General features: G+C 71.1%; 15 protein-coding genes and 2 riboswitches. Of the genes, 7 read left to right on the top strand and 8 right to left on the bottom strand.

Annotated elements, in window-relative coordinates; translation table 11 throughout:
* Positions 1-163 precede the first annotated feature (163 nt).
* Positions 164-640 carry a DoxX family membrane protein gene (locus MKK75_RS31760; protein ID WP_244046457.1) on the bottom strand — a complete coding sequence of 159 codons (477 nt, stop codon included), beginning with the start codon at positions 638-640 and terminating at the stop codon, positions 164-166.
* A 151-nt stretch (positions 641-791) separates the two neighbouring features.
* Positions 792-2,963: a hypothetical protein gene (locus tag MKK75_RS31755; protein ID WP_244046456.1), complete on the bottom strand. Its 2,172-nt coding sequence runs from the start codon at positions 2,961-2,963 to the stop codon at positions 792-794.
* 193 nt (positions 2,964-3,156) lie between these two features.
* Between MKK75_RS31755 and MKK75_RS31750 the strand changes: the two genes are divergently transcribed.
* Together MKK75_RS31750 and MKK75_RS31745 are read left to right on the top strand one after the other, a co-directional pair.
* Positions 3,157-3,441, top strand: coding sequence for a hypothetical protein (locus MKK75_RS31750; protein WP_244046455.1), 285 nt, complete (start codon positions 3,157-3,159; stop codon positions 3,439-3,441).
* A gap of 235 nt (positions 3,442-3,676) precedes the next feature.
* Complete coding sequence (locus MKK75_RS31745; RefSeq protein ID WP_244046454.1) at positions 3,677-3,907, top strand: pentapeptide MXKDX repeat protein; 231 nt, start codon at positions 3,677-3,679, stop codon at positions 3,905-3,907.
* 116 nt (positions 3,908-4,023) lie between these two features.
* Here MKK75_RS31745 and MKK75_RS31740 read toward each other — a convergent pair whose 3' ends face one another.
* Positions 4,024-6,081: a methyl-accepting chemotaxis protein gene (locus MKK75_RS31740; RefSeq protein WP_244046453.1), complete on the bottom strand. Its 2,058-nt coding sequence runs from the start codon at positions 6,079-6,081 to the stop codon at positions 4,024-4,026.
* 102 nt (positions 6,082-6,183) lie between these two features.
* Positions 6,184-6,435, bottom strand: a complete 252-nt coding sequence (locus tag MKK75_RS31735; RefSeq protein ID WP_313901909.1) for a winged helix-turn-helix transcriptional regulator — start codon at positions 6,433-6,435, stop codon at positions 6,184-6,186.
* 175 nt (positions 6,436-6,610) lie between these two features.
* On the opposite strand from MKK75_RS31735, the gene MKK75_RS31730 reads away from it, so the two are divergent.
* Positions 6,611-7,630 carry a zinc-binding alcohol dehydrogenase family protein gene (locus MKK75_RS31730; protein ID WP_244046451.1) on the top strand — a complete coding sequence of 340 codons (1,020 nt, stop codon included), beginning with the start codon at positions 6,611-6,613 and terminating at the stop codon, positions 7,628-7,630.
* A gap of 4 nt (positions 7,631-7,634) precedes the next feature.
* Positions 7,635-8,057, top strand: a complete 423-nt coding sequence (locus MKK75_RS31725) for a cupin domain-containing protein (protein ID WP_244046450.1) — start codon at positions 7,635-7,637, stop codon at positions 8,055-8,057.
* 334 nt (positions 8,058-8,391) lie between these two features.
* Here MKK75_RS31725 and MKK75_RS36515 read toward each other — a convergent pair whose 3' ends face one another.
* From MKK75_RS36515 to MKK75_RS31705, 4 genes are all read right to left on the bottom strand, one after another.
* Positions 8,392-8,538 carry a hypothetical protein gene (locus MKK75_RS36515; protein WP_409567639.1) on the bottom strand — a complete coding sequence of 49 codons (147 nt, stop codon included), beginning with the start codon at positions 8,536-8,538 and terminating at the stop codon, positions 8,392-8,394.
* Between the two features lie 366 nt (positions 8,539-8,904).
* Positions 8,905-9,510 (bottom strand): glutathione S-transferase, encoded by a 606-nt coding sequence (locus tag MKK75_RS31715; RefSeq protein ID WP_244046449.1) that lies wholly within the window; start codon positions 9,508-9,510, stop codon positions 8,905-8,907.
* A 98-nt stretch (positions 9,511-9,608) separates the two neighbouring features.
* Positions 9,609-9,860 (bottom strand): hypothetical protein, encoded by a 252-nt coding sequence (locus tag MKK75_RS31710; RefSeq protein ID WP_244046448.1) that lies wholly within the window; start codon positions 9,858-9,860, stop codon positions 9,609-9,611.
* 133 nt (positions 9,861-9,993) lie between these two features.
* Entirely contained in the window at positions 9,994-10,392 is a 399-nt protein-coding gene (locus tag MKK75_RS31705; protein WP_244046447.1) for a hypothetical protein, read from the bottom strand.
* A 159-nt stretch (positions 10,393-10,551) separates the two neighbouring features.
* Positions 10,552-10,654: riboswitch (glycine riboswitch) on the top strand.
* A 3-nt stretch (positions 10,655-10,657) separates the two neighbouring features.
* Positions 10,658-10,768, top strand: a riboswitch (glycine riboswitch).
* A gap of 64 nt (positions 10,769-10,832) precedes the next feature.
* Here MKK75_RS31705 and MKK75_RS31700 point away from each other — a divergent pair.
* From MKK75_RS31700 to MKK75_RS31690, 3 genes are all read left to right on the top strand, one after another.
* Positions 10,833-12,098 carry a D-amino acid dehydrogenase gene (locus MKK75_RS31700; protein ID WP_244046446.1) on the top strand — a complete coding sequence of 422 codons (1,266 nt, stop codon included), beginning with the start codon at positions 10,833-10,835 and terminating at the stop codon, positions 12,096-12,098.
* Positions 12,099-12,257: 159 nt separating this feature from the next.
* Positions 12,258-13,397, top strand: coding sequence for a pyridoxal-phosphate dependent enzyme (locus tag MKK75_RS31695; RefSeq protein ID WP_244046445.1), 1,140 nt, complete (start codon positions 12,258-12,260; stop codon positions 13,395-13,397).
* 43 nt (positions 13,398-13,440) lie between these two features.
* Positions 13,441-14,562 carry a DSD1 family PLP-dependent enzyme gene (locus tag MKK75_RS31690; protein ID WP_244046444.1) on the top strand — a complete coding sequence of 374 codons (1,122 nt, stop codon included), beginning with the start codon at positions 13,441-13,443 and terminating at the stop codon, positions 14,560-14,562.
* Positions 14,563-14,599: the final 37 nt, after the last annotated feature.

The following is a 14,599-nucleotide window of genomic DNA, read 5'->3' as shown; positions in this document are numbered from 1 at the left end:
AGCGACCCAGGGCAGCGCGACCTCGGTGAGCGTGCGCCACCCTGGATTGCTTCGCTGGCGCTCGCAAGGACGACGGCCGCGCATAGGGCGCGATAATCCAGTGCCTGACAGGAAGAAAACTTCACCTGAGCGGCTGTCGGAAACACCTTGAAAGGGCTGGGGCTCAGCCCTTTGGAACCCCGGACTCGGCCGCGTAGGGATGGGTCGAGCCGAGCGGATCGGCCATGAAGTCCTGGACGGTCCCGGCGCCCGTGCCGAAGGTGATGAGCAGGAAGCCGCCCGCGAGGGCGAAGTTCTTCAAGAAGTCCCAGAACAGGTCGCGGCCCTTGCCGCCGGACCAGAAATCGCCCGGCTTCCAGAACGGCTTCCACAGGAGCGCCGTGACCCCGCAATAACCGGCCAGCACGAAGGCGGCGGCCCGGTCGGCGGTGCCGGTCAGGATGCACAGCGACATCCCGATCTCGACGGAAAGCCCGATCAGGATCAGCACCGTGGCGAGCGCGGTGGCGTGCACGGCCTGCCGCGCCTGCCCGACCGCGCCCTTGAAGTTCAGGATCTTGTCGAGGGCGCTGAACGGCAGGAACAGCAGCACGAGGAGCAGGCGGACGCCGAACGCGACTGCGACGCTGAGGCTGGCCATGGGCGTGAGAGGGTGTCCGATCCGGCGCCGGGGGGCGTCAGCGATCAACTAGGGCGTGATCGGGCAAGGGGAATCCGGTTCGTCGGGGGCCGCGCATGATGGCAACGCGCCCGGGCACGGCGCCCTGGAGACCGGCCGTCCGGAACTGGCTCTACGGGTTCTGCGGGTCCCGGTGATCGATCATGGACGATGGCGCATCGGTGATGTCGTCCATCACGAGCTGGTTCACGGCACAGATGAACGACGACAGCCGGTAGCCGTCGTGGCGCGAGAGGGCGTTGTCGAAGGCCCGGACGTTCCAGAACGGGTCGTTGGGGCGGGTGATCGGCGCGATGCCGGTCAACTGAAGGCCGTGCAGGAAGCGTGCGGCCGGGCCGCTCTCGTCGGACCGGCCGGGCGCGAGGTCGGCACTGTCCCAGAACATGCCGCGCCGGGCCGCGCGCGCCGCCCGGGCCCGGGTCAGCCAGTGGTCGGAGCGCGGGCAGTCGAGGGCGGCATCGGCCAGGGTCGCGTAGGGGTGGTGCCGTTCGAGGCCGGGCGCATCCAGCCCGAGCAGTTCGTGGGTCGTGCCGAACGGCGCGGCCGAGGGCTGGGCATCGGCGAGCACGCCGGCCGCCGGCCGCGGCGGGTCGAGGTTGCCGATGGTGTGCGAATCCTCGCGCGCGGTGTTCTGGAACGGGAAGGTCGCGGCCAGCAGCGACAGGGTGCGCAGCGGCAGCGTCAGCAATCCGGCTCCGAGGCCGACGGGCGGCGGCGGGCTGCAGCTTTCGCCCCGGGGCTGGCGGCCCTCGAACCGCGCCGCCACCCGGTCGAGAAAGCCCGCGGCCGGTCGGAAATCGAACTTGAAGGTCGGGAACAGGTCGTGCGTCGCCCAATCGTAGTCGACGCCCGCATCGAACATGCTGTCCGTCGCCGCGAGCCGGCTCCGTATCTTCCGGCGGGCGGCCGCGAAGGCGTCGTCGACGTCGAGGCCGATCCACGCGCAATCCCCGGGTCGCAGCCCGCCCGCCGGGAAGGCCAGGGCCGCGGTCACCGACATCAGGACCGGCCTCTGGTCGGCCGGAAAGAAGCCGTCGTCGTGCACGACCTCGGCGGCCGGCGTATGCGCGTCGGCATGGTCGGCCAGCCTCATCCAGACCTCGCGCTGGATCGCGGTCCATTTGCTCGCCTCGGAGGCGGGGTTGATCAGCACCACGAGATTGCCGAGGACCGGCGGCAGCGTCTCGCCGAACCGATGGCGGCGCACCGCCTTGACCACGTCGTCCTTGAGCCCGCTCGCCAGCATGTTGCCGCCGAGGCTGTGCCCGGCGACGATCAGCTTGTTGTGCGTGCCCGGCGCGCTGAGGGTCGTCTCGAGGGTGCGCAGGGCCGAGATCGCCGCGGGCGCGATGGCCTCGCTCACGGGCTTGCGATCGAACAGGGTGGCGCCGGCCGACAGGTTTCCGAAGACGCCGCCGAGCGCGTCGCCGAACCGGAGCCGCAGGCCGCGCTCGTCGACGCGGGCCCCGCGCCAGCCGATATAGATCGCGGTGACGTCCATGTCGCAGACGCTCGGGTCGCTCGGGCAGCGCTGCGCGAGAAAACGGGCGGCGTGCGCCGCGTAGAGGCGCAGATCCGCCACGTTGCCGTCGCCGATCCGCGCGTCGTGCCGCCAGCCGTGGATGAAGGCGATCACGTAGTGCGACCCGGTCGAGAGATGCGTCTTCAGCGCGTCGAGCTGCGTGATGACGGGCTTGACCATCGTGGCCGGCTGGCCCTTGGCCCGCATCTCGGTCTCCATGGCGTGGCGCAGCATCGCGCTGTCGATGGCGGCGTCGCTCGTCCCCTCGCGGGAGACCAGGGCGTAGGGCTCGCCGTCCTCCTGAAACTCGATGAAGCCGAGGTGGTAGGCGAGGTCCTGTCCGCCGGCCTCGCGGGCCGGAACGACGTGGCGCTGAAGGGCGCAGCGCAGCCGTGTCGCCCAGCGGGCATCCGTCGCGATCACCGCGTCTTCGTCGTTGCTGGCGTCGACCCAGCCGTCGCCGTCGGTCGGCATCGTCGCCCGCAGGGTCTCGCGGCCGGTATCGGCCAGGATCGTCCAACCCCGCGCGAGCCCGTCGCGGCATTCGGCGAGGCTCGGGTCGAGGTTGCGATAGGCGTGCGCCTTGTCCGTGGAGAGCACGACGTAGTTCAGAAACAGGATGCCGAGGGCTCCGAGGACGAGGGCGCCGGCAATCCGGATGGTGGTCCGCAACGCGGACAGGACCCCACGCACGAGCCGCAGGGTGGCCCGGCGTGTGGCCCGCCGCGGCTCGCCCTGCGCCGATACCCGTCCCAAACTCATCGCGCGCCCACCCCGGCCGGAGGCACCGACGGTCGCCGCAGCCGTCGAAACGCGTACGGCGTCATCGAGATGCCTCCCTGTCCTGCCGCCCTTCTCTCGACGTCAGCCCGCCGCGGGCGATGATGGCCCGATCCCGGTAACGGCTCAGCCCCGGACCGCGAAGTCCCATCGATCGAACCGGAAGGGATTTATCATGATGCGCGCAATTGTGCCGGCTGTCGCTCTCCTCGCCGGCACCGGCGCGGCCATGGCCTCCCTATCGGGCCTCGTCGGCGCCTGGGGACACGATTTTGTCGTCACGCCGTTCGAGCCGATGCAGCTCATGGTCGCGATGGCGACCGACAAGATCACCGGAAAGCAATTCAACATCATCAAGATGCCGGATGGTCACGTGATGGCGGTCGTGCCCTTCGACCAGATGGCCAAGATGCCGGAGATCGACAGCAGGAGTTTGTTACCGATGAAGGGCGGGCGATAAGCGATCGTACGCCTGCCTGGCGTCTCATGAAAGGCATTCAGCGGGATGACACCTTGCAGAAAACCGGGCGGCGGGCGGCCCGAAGGCATATCCAGCGGAGATGGATCTGAGAGGAGGCTCCAAAGGTCGTCCATCGCGTGCGGGAAAATTGCCGATCGAAAGGTGTAACCTGGGGGAGACTGCGTCGAATTCAGCTCAGTGCCACGACTTGGCACCGCATTGCAGGAGCACCGACATGCGCAATCTGTTCCGCCTCGCCTCGGCCGTCTTCCTTGCTGCCTCGGTTGCAGCGAGCCCCGTGATCGCCGCCGAAGCGATGGGCAAGGATACGATGGCCAAGGACTCTATGGCCAAAGATTCCATGGGCAAGAAGGACGCCATGGCCAAGGATCATATGGCCAAGGATCATACGGGTAGGGACTCCATGGCCAAGGACAGCATGGCCAAGGACTCGATGAAGAAGTAAGATCACAACGGATTCCGGGTGGCTGTATTCGGCAACCCGGCCTCCCGCTTCGTTCGCGATCACCTCCGTCGCAAGGCTCGCGACGGCCGACGGTCGAGAAGGCCAGGCCCCTCCCCTCAAGCCGCCCGCACCCGGTCCAGAAAGCCCGCCACGGCCTGGCGCAGGGCGCCGGCCTGCCGGGAGAGGTCGCCTGCGGCCTGCAGCACCTGGGCCGAGCCCTGGCTCGCCGTGTCGGCCGCCTCGCCCACGCCCGCCATGTGGCGCGAGACCCCGCTCGTATCCTGAGCGGTCTGCGCCGTGGTCCGGGCGATCTCGGCGGTGGCCGCGCCCTGCTCCTCGACCATCGCGGCGATCTCGGCGCCGATCCGGGCGAGGTTGCGGATCACCCCGGTGATGCCGCCGATCGACCGGACCGAGGCCTCCGTGGAGCCGGCGATCTCCGCGACCTTGGTGCCGATCTCCTCGGTGGCCTTCGCGGTCTGCTCGGCCAGCGCCTTCACCTCCGCGGCCACCACGGCGAACCCCCGGCCCGCCTCGCCGGCCCGGGCCGCCTCGATCGTGGCGTTCAGCGCCAGCAGATTGGTCTGGCCGGCGATCTGCGAGATCATCGCGACGATCTCCCCGATGCTGCCGGCGGCCTGCGCGAGGCGCCGGATCTCCCCGGCCATGCCGTCCGCGTCCCGGGTCGCGGAGGCCGCGAGGTCGGCCGAGCTCCCGACCTGCACGCCGATCTCCCGCACCGAGGCGGTGAGTTCCTCCGTCGCCGCCGCCACCGTGTCGGCCGAGCGCGCGGCCGAATCGGCCGACGCCGCCACCGCCCGGCCGAGGTCGGTCGTGTCCCGGGCGGCCCGGGCCATGCCGTGCGCGGAGGCCTCCAACTGGGCGGCCGCCGCCGAGACCGCCTCGACGATGCCGCCGACCTGGCGCTCGAAACTGTCGGCGAGGCCGCGCGCGGCCGCGCGCTGGGCCTCGGCGTTCCCGGCGGCGAGCCGCTCCTGCGCGGCCCGCGCCGCGCGGCGCTCGGCGACGCTGTCGCGGAACGCGAGAGCCGCCGCGGCGATCGCCCGGACCTCGCGCGGGCCGCCCGACGGGATCGCCAGGTCGGCCGTGCCGTCCGCCGCCTCATCCCGGCCGATCGCCGTCAGCACCGCGGCCATCCGGCCGAGCGGCCGGGCGATCGCCGTGCCCAGCCAGACCGCGAGGCCGGCCGAGAGGGCGAACAGGGCCAAGCCCCCCGCGCCCCAGAGGGTCAGCATCCGGTCGGCCCGGGCGCGCACGGCGCCGGCGGCTGCCACGAGATCGGCGGTCAGCCGATCCTCCACGCCCTTCAGGGCGTCGATGCGCTGCGTGGCGAGGCGGAACCAGCCCGGCGCGTCGCGGAACGCCGGGCTTGTGCCCGGCATCGTCTCCTGGGCGACCTGGCGCAGGCGCGCCACGTCACGCGCCGGTTCCGTCGCCTCCGCGGCGTCGAGCAGGGCGGCCTGGGGCGGCTCGGCCCCGGCCCGGAACAGGCCGGCATAGGTCGCCTGCTCGGCCGAGAGCGTGGCGAGCCGGCGCGCGGCCGGCAGGTCCAGGCTGCCCGACGCGAAGGCCGCGGAGACGGCCGCCCGCTCCTGGCCGGCGGCCTCCTTGAGCGCCAGGAAGGCCGCATAGGCGTTCGCCCGGGCGGCGAGGCCGGCCTCGTCGATCACCCCGCCCATCCCGCGCACGAGCCCGAGCCCCTCGCCGATCAGGCCGGTGTAGAAGCGGGCGGCCTCCGGTGCGCTCGGCGTCAGGGCGTCCACGGCCCGGCGCTGCGCCGCGAGCCCGGTGAGCGCCCGCGTGAACCCCGCCCCGCGCGCCGCGAAGGCCGGTCCGAAGCCCGCGGCGGCCGTCATGGCCTCCGGCAGCCCCGCCAGCGCCGCGTCGGTGCGCCCGCGCTGGGCGGCGAGCTCCGGTCCGAACTGCGCGCCCTTCGCCCCCAGGAACAGGCTGGAGGCACCGCGCTCGCGCTGGACCTCGTGCACGAAGGCGCTGATCCGCGAGGCGAGGCCGACGAGGCTCTCCACCCGGTCCATCTCGGCGCGGCGCGCCCACTGATCCGCGATGGTCAGGCCCGCCGCCCCCGCGAAGGCGAGGCAGGGGGCGAGCGCCACCGCCAGGATGCGGGCGCGGAGCGAGGACAAGAGACGCATCGGAAAGCTCTGGGACCGCGATCGTTCAGACCTTCCGGTGTCGATGAGTTTGGTAAACAGCCCGTTCACGCACCGACCGGCGATCTGCGAAGAGTTGCGCCTTCAGGCTGCAGTGTGCGTCGGTACTGGTGCTTCCGCATACAGATCAACTCGGATCTTCCGGGCATCGATGACCGTCTCCAGGGATCGATCGTGCGCGTTCAGGCTGTATTCCTGCTTCGGGGATACCTGAGCGTGGATCGTGCGCGTGATCAGCCGGCTCGCGTCCATCGCGCGCACCTGATGGGTGCGCCTGCGCCGCATCGCGCTGGTCAGTCGCCGCCGGCGCGCGTCGAACCGCAGCGTGCCGTCGATGAGCCGGAGGGGCGCCGCGACGGCGCAGCCGGGGCTGCCGGCGTGGGGCGGAAGCCACGGGGCATGGCGACGCCTCTCACGGTACCCTCCTCGACCCTATGGGCCCTTTATGTGCGTCCTTGCGCATCGCGAAGGCGGGCGGCATCTCTCCGGCATTGAGCCACAGGAGGCCGTGATGCGTGCCGTCGGATACCGCAAGTCCCTGCCGATCACCGATCCCGAGGCCCTGGTCGATTGCGACCTGCCCCAGCCAGAGCCCGGCCCCCGCGACCTCTTGGTGAAGGTCGAGGCAGTCTCGGTGAATCCAGTCGACACCAAGGTCCGGCGCCGGGCCGAGCCGGAGGAAGGCGGCGTCAAGGTCCTGGGCTGGGACGCGGCCGGCACCGTCGTCGCCGTCGGCGCGGAGGTCGAAGGCTTTTCCGCGGGCGACGCGGTGTTCTACGCGGGCGATCTCACCCGGCCGGGCACGAACGCCCAATACCATTGCGTCGACGCCCGCATCGTCGGGCACAAACCCGAAACCCTCGACTGGGCGCAGGCCGCCGCCCTGCCGCTCACCGCGATCACCGCCTGGGAGACCCTGTTCGACCGGCTCGACGCGGGCAAGCCCGTGCCGGGTGCTGCCCCGGCGATCCTGATCGTCGGCGGCGCGGGGGGCGTCGGCTCGGTGGCGATCCAGCTCGCCCGGCAGCTCACCGATCTCACCGTGATCGCCACCGCGTCGCGGCCCGAGACGGCGGCCTGGTGCCGGGATCTTGGCGCCCACCACGTGGTCGACCATGCGAAACCCCTGGCGGCCGAAGTGGCGGCGCTTGGCCTCGGCGCGCCGGGCCTCGTCGTCTCCACCACCAACACCGACGACCACCTCGCCGCGATCGTGGAGCTGATCGCCCCGCAGGGCCGGCTCGGCCTGATCGACGATCCGGAGCAGCTCGATGTCGGGCTGCTCAAGCGCAAGAGCCTGTCGCTGCACTGGGAGTTCATGTTCACCCGCTCGATGTTCGCCACCGCCGACATCGCCGCGCAGGGCGCGCTCCTCGACGAGGTGTCCCGCCTCGTTGATTCCGGGCGCCTGCGCACCACCCTGGGGGAGCATTACGGCCGGATCGACGCCGCGAACCTGCGGCGCGCCCACGCGCTGATCGAGAGCGGGCGGGCGAGGGGCAAGATCGTGCTCGAAGGCTTTGCGGAGTGAGGCGATGGCGGAATCGGGCACCGGCCTGTTCGACGTGGCGGCGCTGGCGGCTTCCCTGCCGGACAGCGCAGAAACCCTCCTGGTCGACACCTACCTGACCGACCGGGCGGCGGCGAGCGCCCGGGTGTTCCGGGTCTACCGGCCGACCCCGCCGCACTACCACGCCACCTGCGACGAGTACCTCTACTGCGTCTCGGGCCGGGGCCGGGTCTGGCTGGGCGACCCGGCCACCGAGACGGCGTTCGGCCCCGGCCAGCTCCTGTTCTTCGAGAAGGGCACGGTCCACGCGATGCCGGACCTCGAACCCGGGGACCCGGTGGTGTTCCTGTCGATCGACACCCCGCGCCGAGCGCCGACCGACATCATCTTCGTGAACCCGGAGGACGGCACCCCCGCCACCTTCATGGCACGCAACGCGGAGGCCTGAGCCTCAAGATCCCGGGTTTCCGAAGGGCTTGCCCCAGCCCTTTCAAGGTGTTTTGCCGGCCAGGCGGGATGCGGTTGAGAAGTGGGGGCCGCTGTCGGGTCCGGGCTTTGCCGTTCGATCCTTGGGTTTTCGGTGGCTGGTTCTGACGCGTGCGGGGTCGATGCGGCGGGCCAAGCTGCGGGCCAAGCTCAGGAGGCGTGCAGCCAGGGCTGGCGGGTCGATCGGGCCGCGGCCCGCCCGGTGCTCAGGCGCCAGGGCGATGCACAGGCCATCGTAGCCGCTGCGGATCTGCAGCACGAGATGGTAGAGCGACACCTGCGGCGCGGCCCCCGCGTCAGGGGCGCGCGCTCTCCACGCAACGCGCGATCAGCGCCAGCACGGTGTAGGCCAGCAGCGCCACACCGAAACCGAGCAGCGCCGCGCGCGGATGGCCCAGGCTCGGGATCTCGCTGCGCAGCACGCCCTCCAGACGCTGGAACATCCCCTCGATCCGCCAGCGGTCCCGGTAGGCTTGCGCGATCTGCCTAGCCGTCACCGCGGCCGGCAGGTTGCTCCACAGCCGCCCAGGGCGCCGGAAACGCCTGTTCCAGCAGTGTGCGCGCCATCACGCTGGCCGGCGCCCGCTGCTCAAACTGCTCCAGAACAGCGTGCCCGAGTGGTCCCGATCCGTCCAATGGGCTCGTCATCCCGATGATGTGGGGCCAGCTCAAACACCTTGAAAGGGCTGGGCCGAAGCCCTTTGGTGGGGTGTCGGGGCAAAGCCCCGACCGTCTCGGGCGAAGCCCGACACCAGGGCTCCGCCCTGGACCCGCGAAAGGGCTCGGCCTTTCGAAACCCGGACCGGCGCTCAGCCCTTCGGTACGGTGGCGGTCATCGAGGGCCGGCGCTCGGCCGTCGCGAACCACGCCGCCAGGGCGGGGCGGCCCTCCCGCCACGCGAGGTCGGGGAAGCGCAGGTCGAGGTAGCCCAGGGCGCAGGCGAGCGCGACCGTGCCGATATCGAGCGCCGGCAGGGCGGCCGCCAGGGTCTCGAACCGGTCCAGCGCCGCCGTGATCTTGCCGATCTGGCCGGCCTCCCAGGCGTCCCAGCGCTGCGCCTCCGGGCGCAGGACGAGCTCGTAGCGGGTGAGCAGCGCCGCATCGAGCAGCCCGTCGGCGAGCGCCTGCCGGGTCAGCGCGTCCCAGCGGGCCGCCCCCTCGGGGAACAGGCGCGGGCCGGTGGAATGGCCGTCGAGGTATTCGCAGATCACCCGGCTGTCGTAGAGGGCGGTCCCGTCCTCCAGCACCAGCGCGGGGATCTTGCCGAGCGGGTTATGGCCGGCGACCTCCGCGGCGGAGCCGGTCGGGGAGGCCGCGGCGGCCGTGACCGTGATCCGGTCGATCAGCCCGGTCTCGTGGGCGAGGACCAGCACCTTGCGGGCATAGGGCGAGGCGGGAGAGTAGAGGAGCTTCATCGGACCGTCCCGGTTGGTCGTGACGCCGCGAGGGCGGCGCCGGACCTTGCACCGATGGGACCGGGAATCCAGTCCCCGGCCCGGTGTCGGACTATCCGTCAGACCTTCCGGGTCAGCCCGGGACCGGCATGCACCACCCGGCCCCGGCGCGGCTGCCGCGATGGCTGCCTGGCGCGTTCGCGCCACGCGAGGAGGGCGCTCGCCGTCCGGTCGAGGAACAGCATGAACAGGCTGCCGACGATCGCCAGCACGCAGGCGGCCCCGATCAGCACGCCCCAGATCCCGGGAGCCGGGATGATCATCAGGCACAGGAGACCGAACACGGCCGCGCCGGGTATCCACTTCGCCATCGCGCCGCTCGCCTGTATCCGATATCCGTATCTGGCCAATTGAAACTGCACCGATAGCCTCGATAGCGGTGGCTCAACTTGTAGATCATCACAGGGATTTGTATAAAAACCAACATATCCCGTCCGTTGTGGTTTATAATGAGTTCTTACTGGTCACGGTCGGTGATGCGGGAGCGCCATCGAGCCCCCCCGGGCCGGGCTCGGCCAGCGGCAGGGTCCGGCCCTCGCTGATCAGATGGTAGAACCGGCCCTCGAACAGCTGCATCACCGCCTCGGTGGCGGCGTGGGATTCCGGGCGGATCGAGGACGCCAGGCAGGCATCGAGCGCCGCTTGGTCCAGAAAATCCATCTCCAGGATCATGGCGATCGGCCGCGCATCCGCGTCCTTGGAGACGAGGCGCTGGACCCGCACCGCGGTGACGCCGGGGAAGCGCCGCCAGAACGGCTCCAGCTCGTCGCGCACCCGGCGGAAGAACTCGTCCTCCCGGCCATCGCGCACGGTGCCCTCGTAGATCGCGGTCCTGGTCAGCATCGGGCGTCTCCGCAGTCGAATCCCGACTCTCAACCGACGGGGGGCGGGATCGCTCCCGGTCGGTGACAGCGCGCACGGGCTGTCCGCGGAACGGGCAGGATGCCGGGAATCCGGGCTTCTCGGGGACCGCCGAATCGGGGTATCGAGGGGTCAGCCCATCGCGACGATGCGGGAGAGACCGGGATCCACCCACAGAGGGGGACCCGGCGCCGACGGAGCAACCGCCCCGGAAACTCTCAGGCACCGGAACCGTGTCGTCAGGGCGATCTGGAGAGCGGTGCAGCGGGCAAGCCCGTGGGCACCCGCCGAAGGGGACGTCCGCCAAAAGGCCTCGCCAGGCCGGATGCGGATCAAGCTCTCAGGCACCGGGACAGATGGGGCGCGCAACCGGCCGACCGTTTGAGGCGGCCTCCACGCGTCCTCGTTCCGGAGTATCACCCATGACCCACATCGCCGTCATCGGCGCCGGCATCACCGGCGTGACGACCGCCTACGCGCTCGCCCAGCGCGGCTACCGCGTCACCGTCCTCGACCGGCAGCGCTACGCCGCCATGGAGACCTCCTTCGCCAATGGCGGCCAGCTCTCGGCCTGCAACGCCGAGGTCTGGAACAAGCTCTCCACCGTGCTCCACGGCGTCCAGTGGATGATGCGCCGCGACGCGCCTCTGCTGATGAACCCCACCCCCTCCTGGCACAAGCTGTCCTGGATGGCGGCGTTCATGCGCGAGATCGCGCATTACCGCCAGAACACCGTGGAGACCGTGCGGCTGGCGCTCAAGGCGCGCACCGCCCTGTTCGCCATGGCGCAGGCCGAGGGGATCGACTTCGACCTGAAGACCCGCGGCATCCTGCACTTCTACCGGGACCGGGCGAGCTTCGAGAAAGCGACCGCCGTCAACGCCCTGCTGCGGGAAGGGGGTCTGGAGCGCTACGCCGTGAACCCGGAGGAGATCCGCGCCATCGAGCCGACGCTCGCCGGCACCTACCACGGCGGCTATTTCACGCCCTCGGACGCCACCGGCGACATCCACAAGTTCACCCGGGGCCTGGCCGCCGCCTGCGCGCGCAAGGGCGTGCGCTTCATCCAGGACGCCGATGTCGCGACGATCGCGCCGGGGGAGGGGGGCTACGCCGTCGGCTGGCGGCGCGCGGGCGATCACGCCGCCGAGGCACCGCAGGTCCTGCAGGCCGACGCGGTGGTGATCTGCGCGGGCTGCGCCAGCCGGCACTTCGCGGCGATGCTCGGCGACCGGGTCAACGTCTACCCGGTGAAGGGCTACTCGATCACCGTGAACCTGCTGACCCCGGAGGCGCAGACGGCGGCACCCGAGGTCAGCATCCTCGACGAGGCGGCCAAGATCGTCACCAGCCGGCTCGGCGACGAGCGCCTGCGGGTGGCCGGCACGGCCGAGTTCAACGGCTTCAACCGCGACATCCGCCACGACCGGATCCAGCCGCTGGTCGACTGGACCCGGGAGCAGTTCCCGCTGGTCGACACCGACCGGGTGGTGGCCTGGAGCGGCCTGCGCCCGATGCTGCCGAACATGCTGCCCAAGGTCGGCCGGGGCCGCCGGCCGGGGGTGTTCTACAACACCGGCCACGGCCATCTCGGCTGGACCCTCTCGGGCGCCACGGCCGAGCTCGTCGCCGCGGCGATCGCGGCCGAGCACGCGCCGGAGCGGGTGGTCCTGCCACTGGCGGCCTGAAAAGTCCGGGATCCCAAAGGGCCTGAGGCCCTTTGGCGGGTTGTCAGGGCGGAGCCCTGACGCGGATCGCGGCGCGCGGTCCCATCCCCGCGACGGGGGGCGCGCCGCGGAAGATTATTTTGTATTCTCTTTCCGAACCGCCCCGGAAACCGAGCCGCGATGCCCTCATCCGCCGCCTATCTCGACCCCGCCACCGGGGCGACCTACCCGATCGAGGTGCCGCGCTGGCGCTCCGAGACGGGCGGGCCGCTGATGATCACCGACCTGCCGGGGATCGACCGGACCGAGATCGACACGGGCACGCGCTCCCTCTGGCGCTACGCCGCCGCGCTGCCGGTGGCGGTGTCCGACCCGGTCACCCTCGGGGAGGGCTGCACCCCGCTGGTGCGCCGGCCCTGGCGGGGCGGGCACGCGCATTTCAAGCTCGAATGGTTCGCCCCCTCGGGCAGCTTCAAGGACCGGGGCGCCTCCGTGATGCTGTCGATCCTGCGCCAGCAGGGGGTCGACGCGGTGCTGGAGGATTCCTCGGGCAACGGCGGCGCCGCGGTGGCGACCTACGCGGCCGCCGCCGGGATGCGGGCCAGGATCCTGGTCCCGGCCGCGACCTCGCCGGCCAAGACCGTGCAGATGCGCGCCGCCGGCGCCGCGGTCGAACTGATCCCCGGCACCCGCCAGGACACCGCCGATGCGGCCGTCGCCCAAGCCGATTCGATCTTCTACGCCAGCCACAACTGGCAGGCCCATTTCCTCCAGGGCACCAAGACGCTCGCCTACGAGCTGTGGGAGGATCTGGGGTTTTCCGCGCCCGACCATGTCATCATCCCCTGCGGGGCGGGCAGCAACATCCTCGGCTGCGATATCGGTTTCTCGGAACTGCTGCGCCGGGGGGCGATTCCCCGGCTTCCCCGCCTCTACGCGGTGCAGCCGGCCCATTGCGCGCCCCTGCATGCGGGCTTCGAGGCCGGCGCGGAGGATTTCGTACCGGTGACGCCGCGCCCGACCCTGGCCGAGGGCGCCTCGATCGCCCAGCCGGTCCGCGGCCGCGAGGTGCTGGCGGCCTTGCGCCGCTCCGGGGGCGGCACCGTGGCGGTCTCCGAGGCGGCCATCGAGGCGGCGCTGATGGAGCTCGCCCGCGCGGGCCTCTACGTCGAGCCGACCTGCGCAATGGCGGCGGCCGCACTCACCGACCTGACCGCGCGCGGCGCGATCCGGCCGGAGGAAACCACCGTGGTGGTGCTGACCGGCACCGGCATCAAGGCGACGCCGCGGATCGCCGAACTCCTGGGCCTCGCCCCCTGACGGGACCCGTCGACCCGACACCAACGATCCGGAGGAGACACCCATGCGCAACAACATCCCCGCCAGCGTCGGCATGACGGTCGAGGAAGTCGATACCCCCTGCCTGCTGGTCGATCTCGACGCCCTCGAGCGCAACATCGACAAGCTCGGCGGCTTCATGAGGGAGCGCGGCCTGCGCCACCGGGCGCATGCCAAGACCCACAAGTCGTCCGACATCGCCATCCTGCAGATCGAGCGGGGCGGGGCCTGCGGCGTCTGCTGCCAGAAGGTCAGCGAGGCCGAGGCGCTGGTCAGCGCCGGCATCCGCGACGTGCTGGTCTCCAACCAAGTGACCGCGCCGAAGAAGATCGAGCGCCTCGCGGCCCTGGCCAAGCGGGCGCGGGTGCTGGTCTGCGTCGACGATCCCGGCAATGTCGACGACCTCTCGGCGGCGGCGGTCCAATACGGCGTCACCCTCGAATGCCTCGTGGAGATCGATGTCGGCGCCGGCCGCTGCGGCGTCGCCCCGGGCGAGCCCGCTTTGGCGATCGCCAGGCGAATCGCCGCGGCGCCGGGCCTGCACTTCGCGGGCCTTCAGGCCTACCAGGGCAAGGCCCAGCACGTGCGCGATTTCGGTGAGCGCAAGGCCCTGATCCAGGCGGCGATCGACGAGACGAAGCGCACCGTCGACCTGCTCAAGGCCGAGGGCCTCGACTGCGCCATCGTGGCGGGAGCCGGCACCGGCAGCTTCGCCATGGAGGGCGGCAGCGGCGTCTACAACGAGCTGCAATGCGGCTCCTACGTCTTCATGGATGCGGACTACCAGCGGGTGAAGGACGCCGAGGGGCGGCCGATCACCGATTTCGAGAACAGCCTGTTCATCTACACGGCGATCATGAGCAAGGCGAAGACGGACGTCGCGATCTGCGACGCCGGCCTGAAGGCGCAGAGCGTCGACAGCGGCCTGCCCCTGGTGTTCGGCCGGGACGACGTGGAATACATCAAGTGCTCGGACGAGCACGGCGTTCTCAGCGACCCCGGCAACGTCCTGAAGCTCAACGAGCGCCTGAAGCTGATCCCCGGCCATTGCGACCCGACGGTCAATGTCTACGACTGGTACGTGGGCGTGCGGAACGGCCGGGTCGAGGCGATCTGGCCGGTCACCGCCCGCGGCATGACGCTGTAACGGGATCCCAAAGGGCGGAGGCCCTTTGGCGGGGTGT

The organism is Methylobacterium sp. J-030, from assembly GCF_022829545.1.
Classification (GTDB): Bacteria; Pseudomonadota; Alphaproteobacteria; order Rhizobiales; family Beijerinckiaceae; genus Methylobacterium.
Note: the sequence above shows the minus strand (reverse complement) of the source record. Positions and strands in the feature narration are given on the sequence as shown.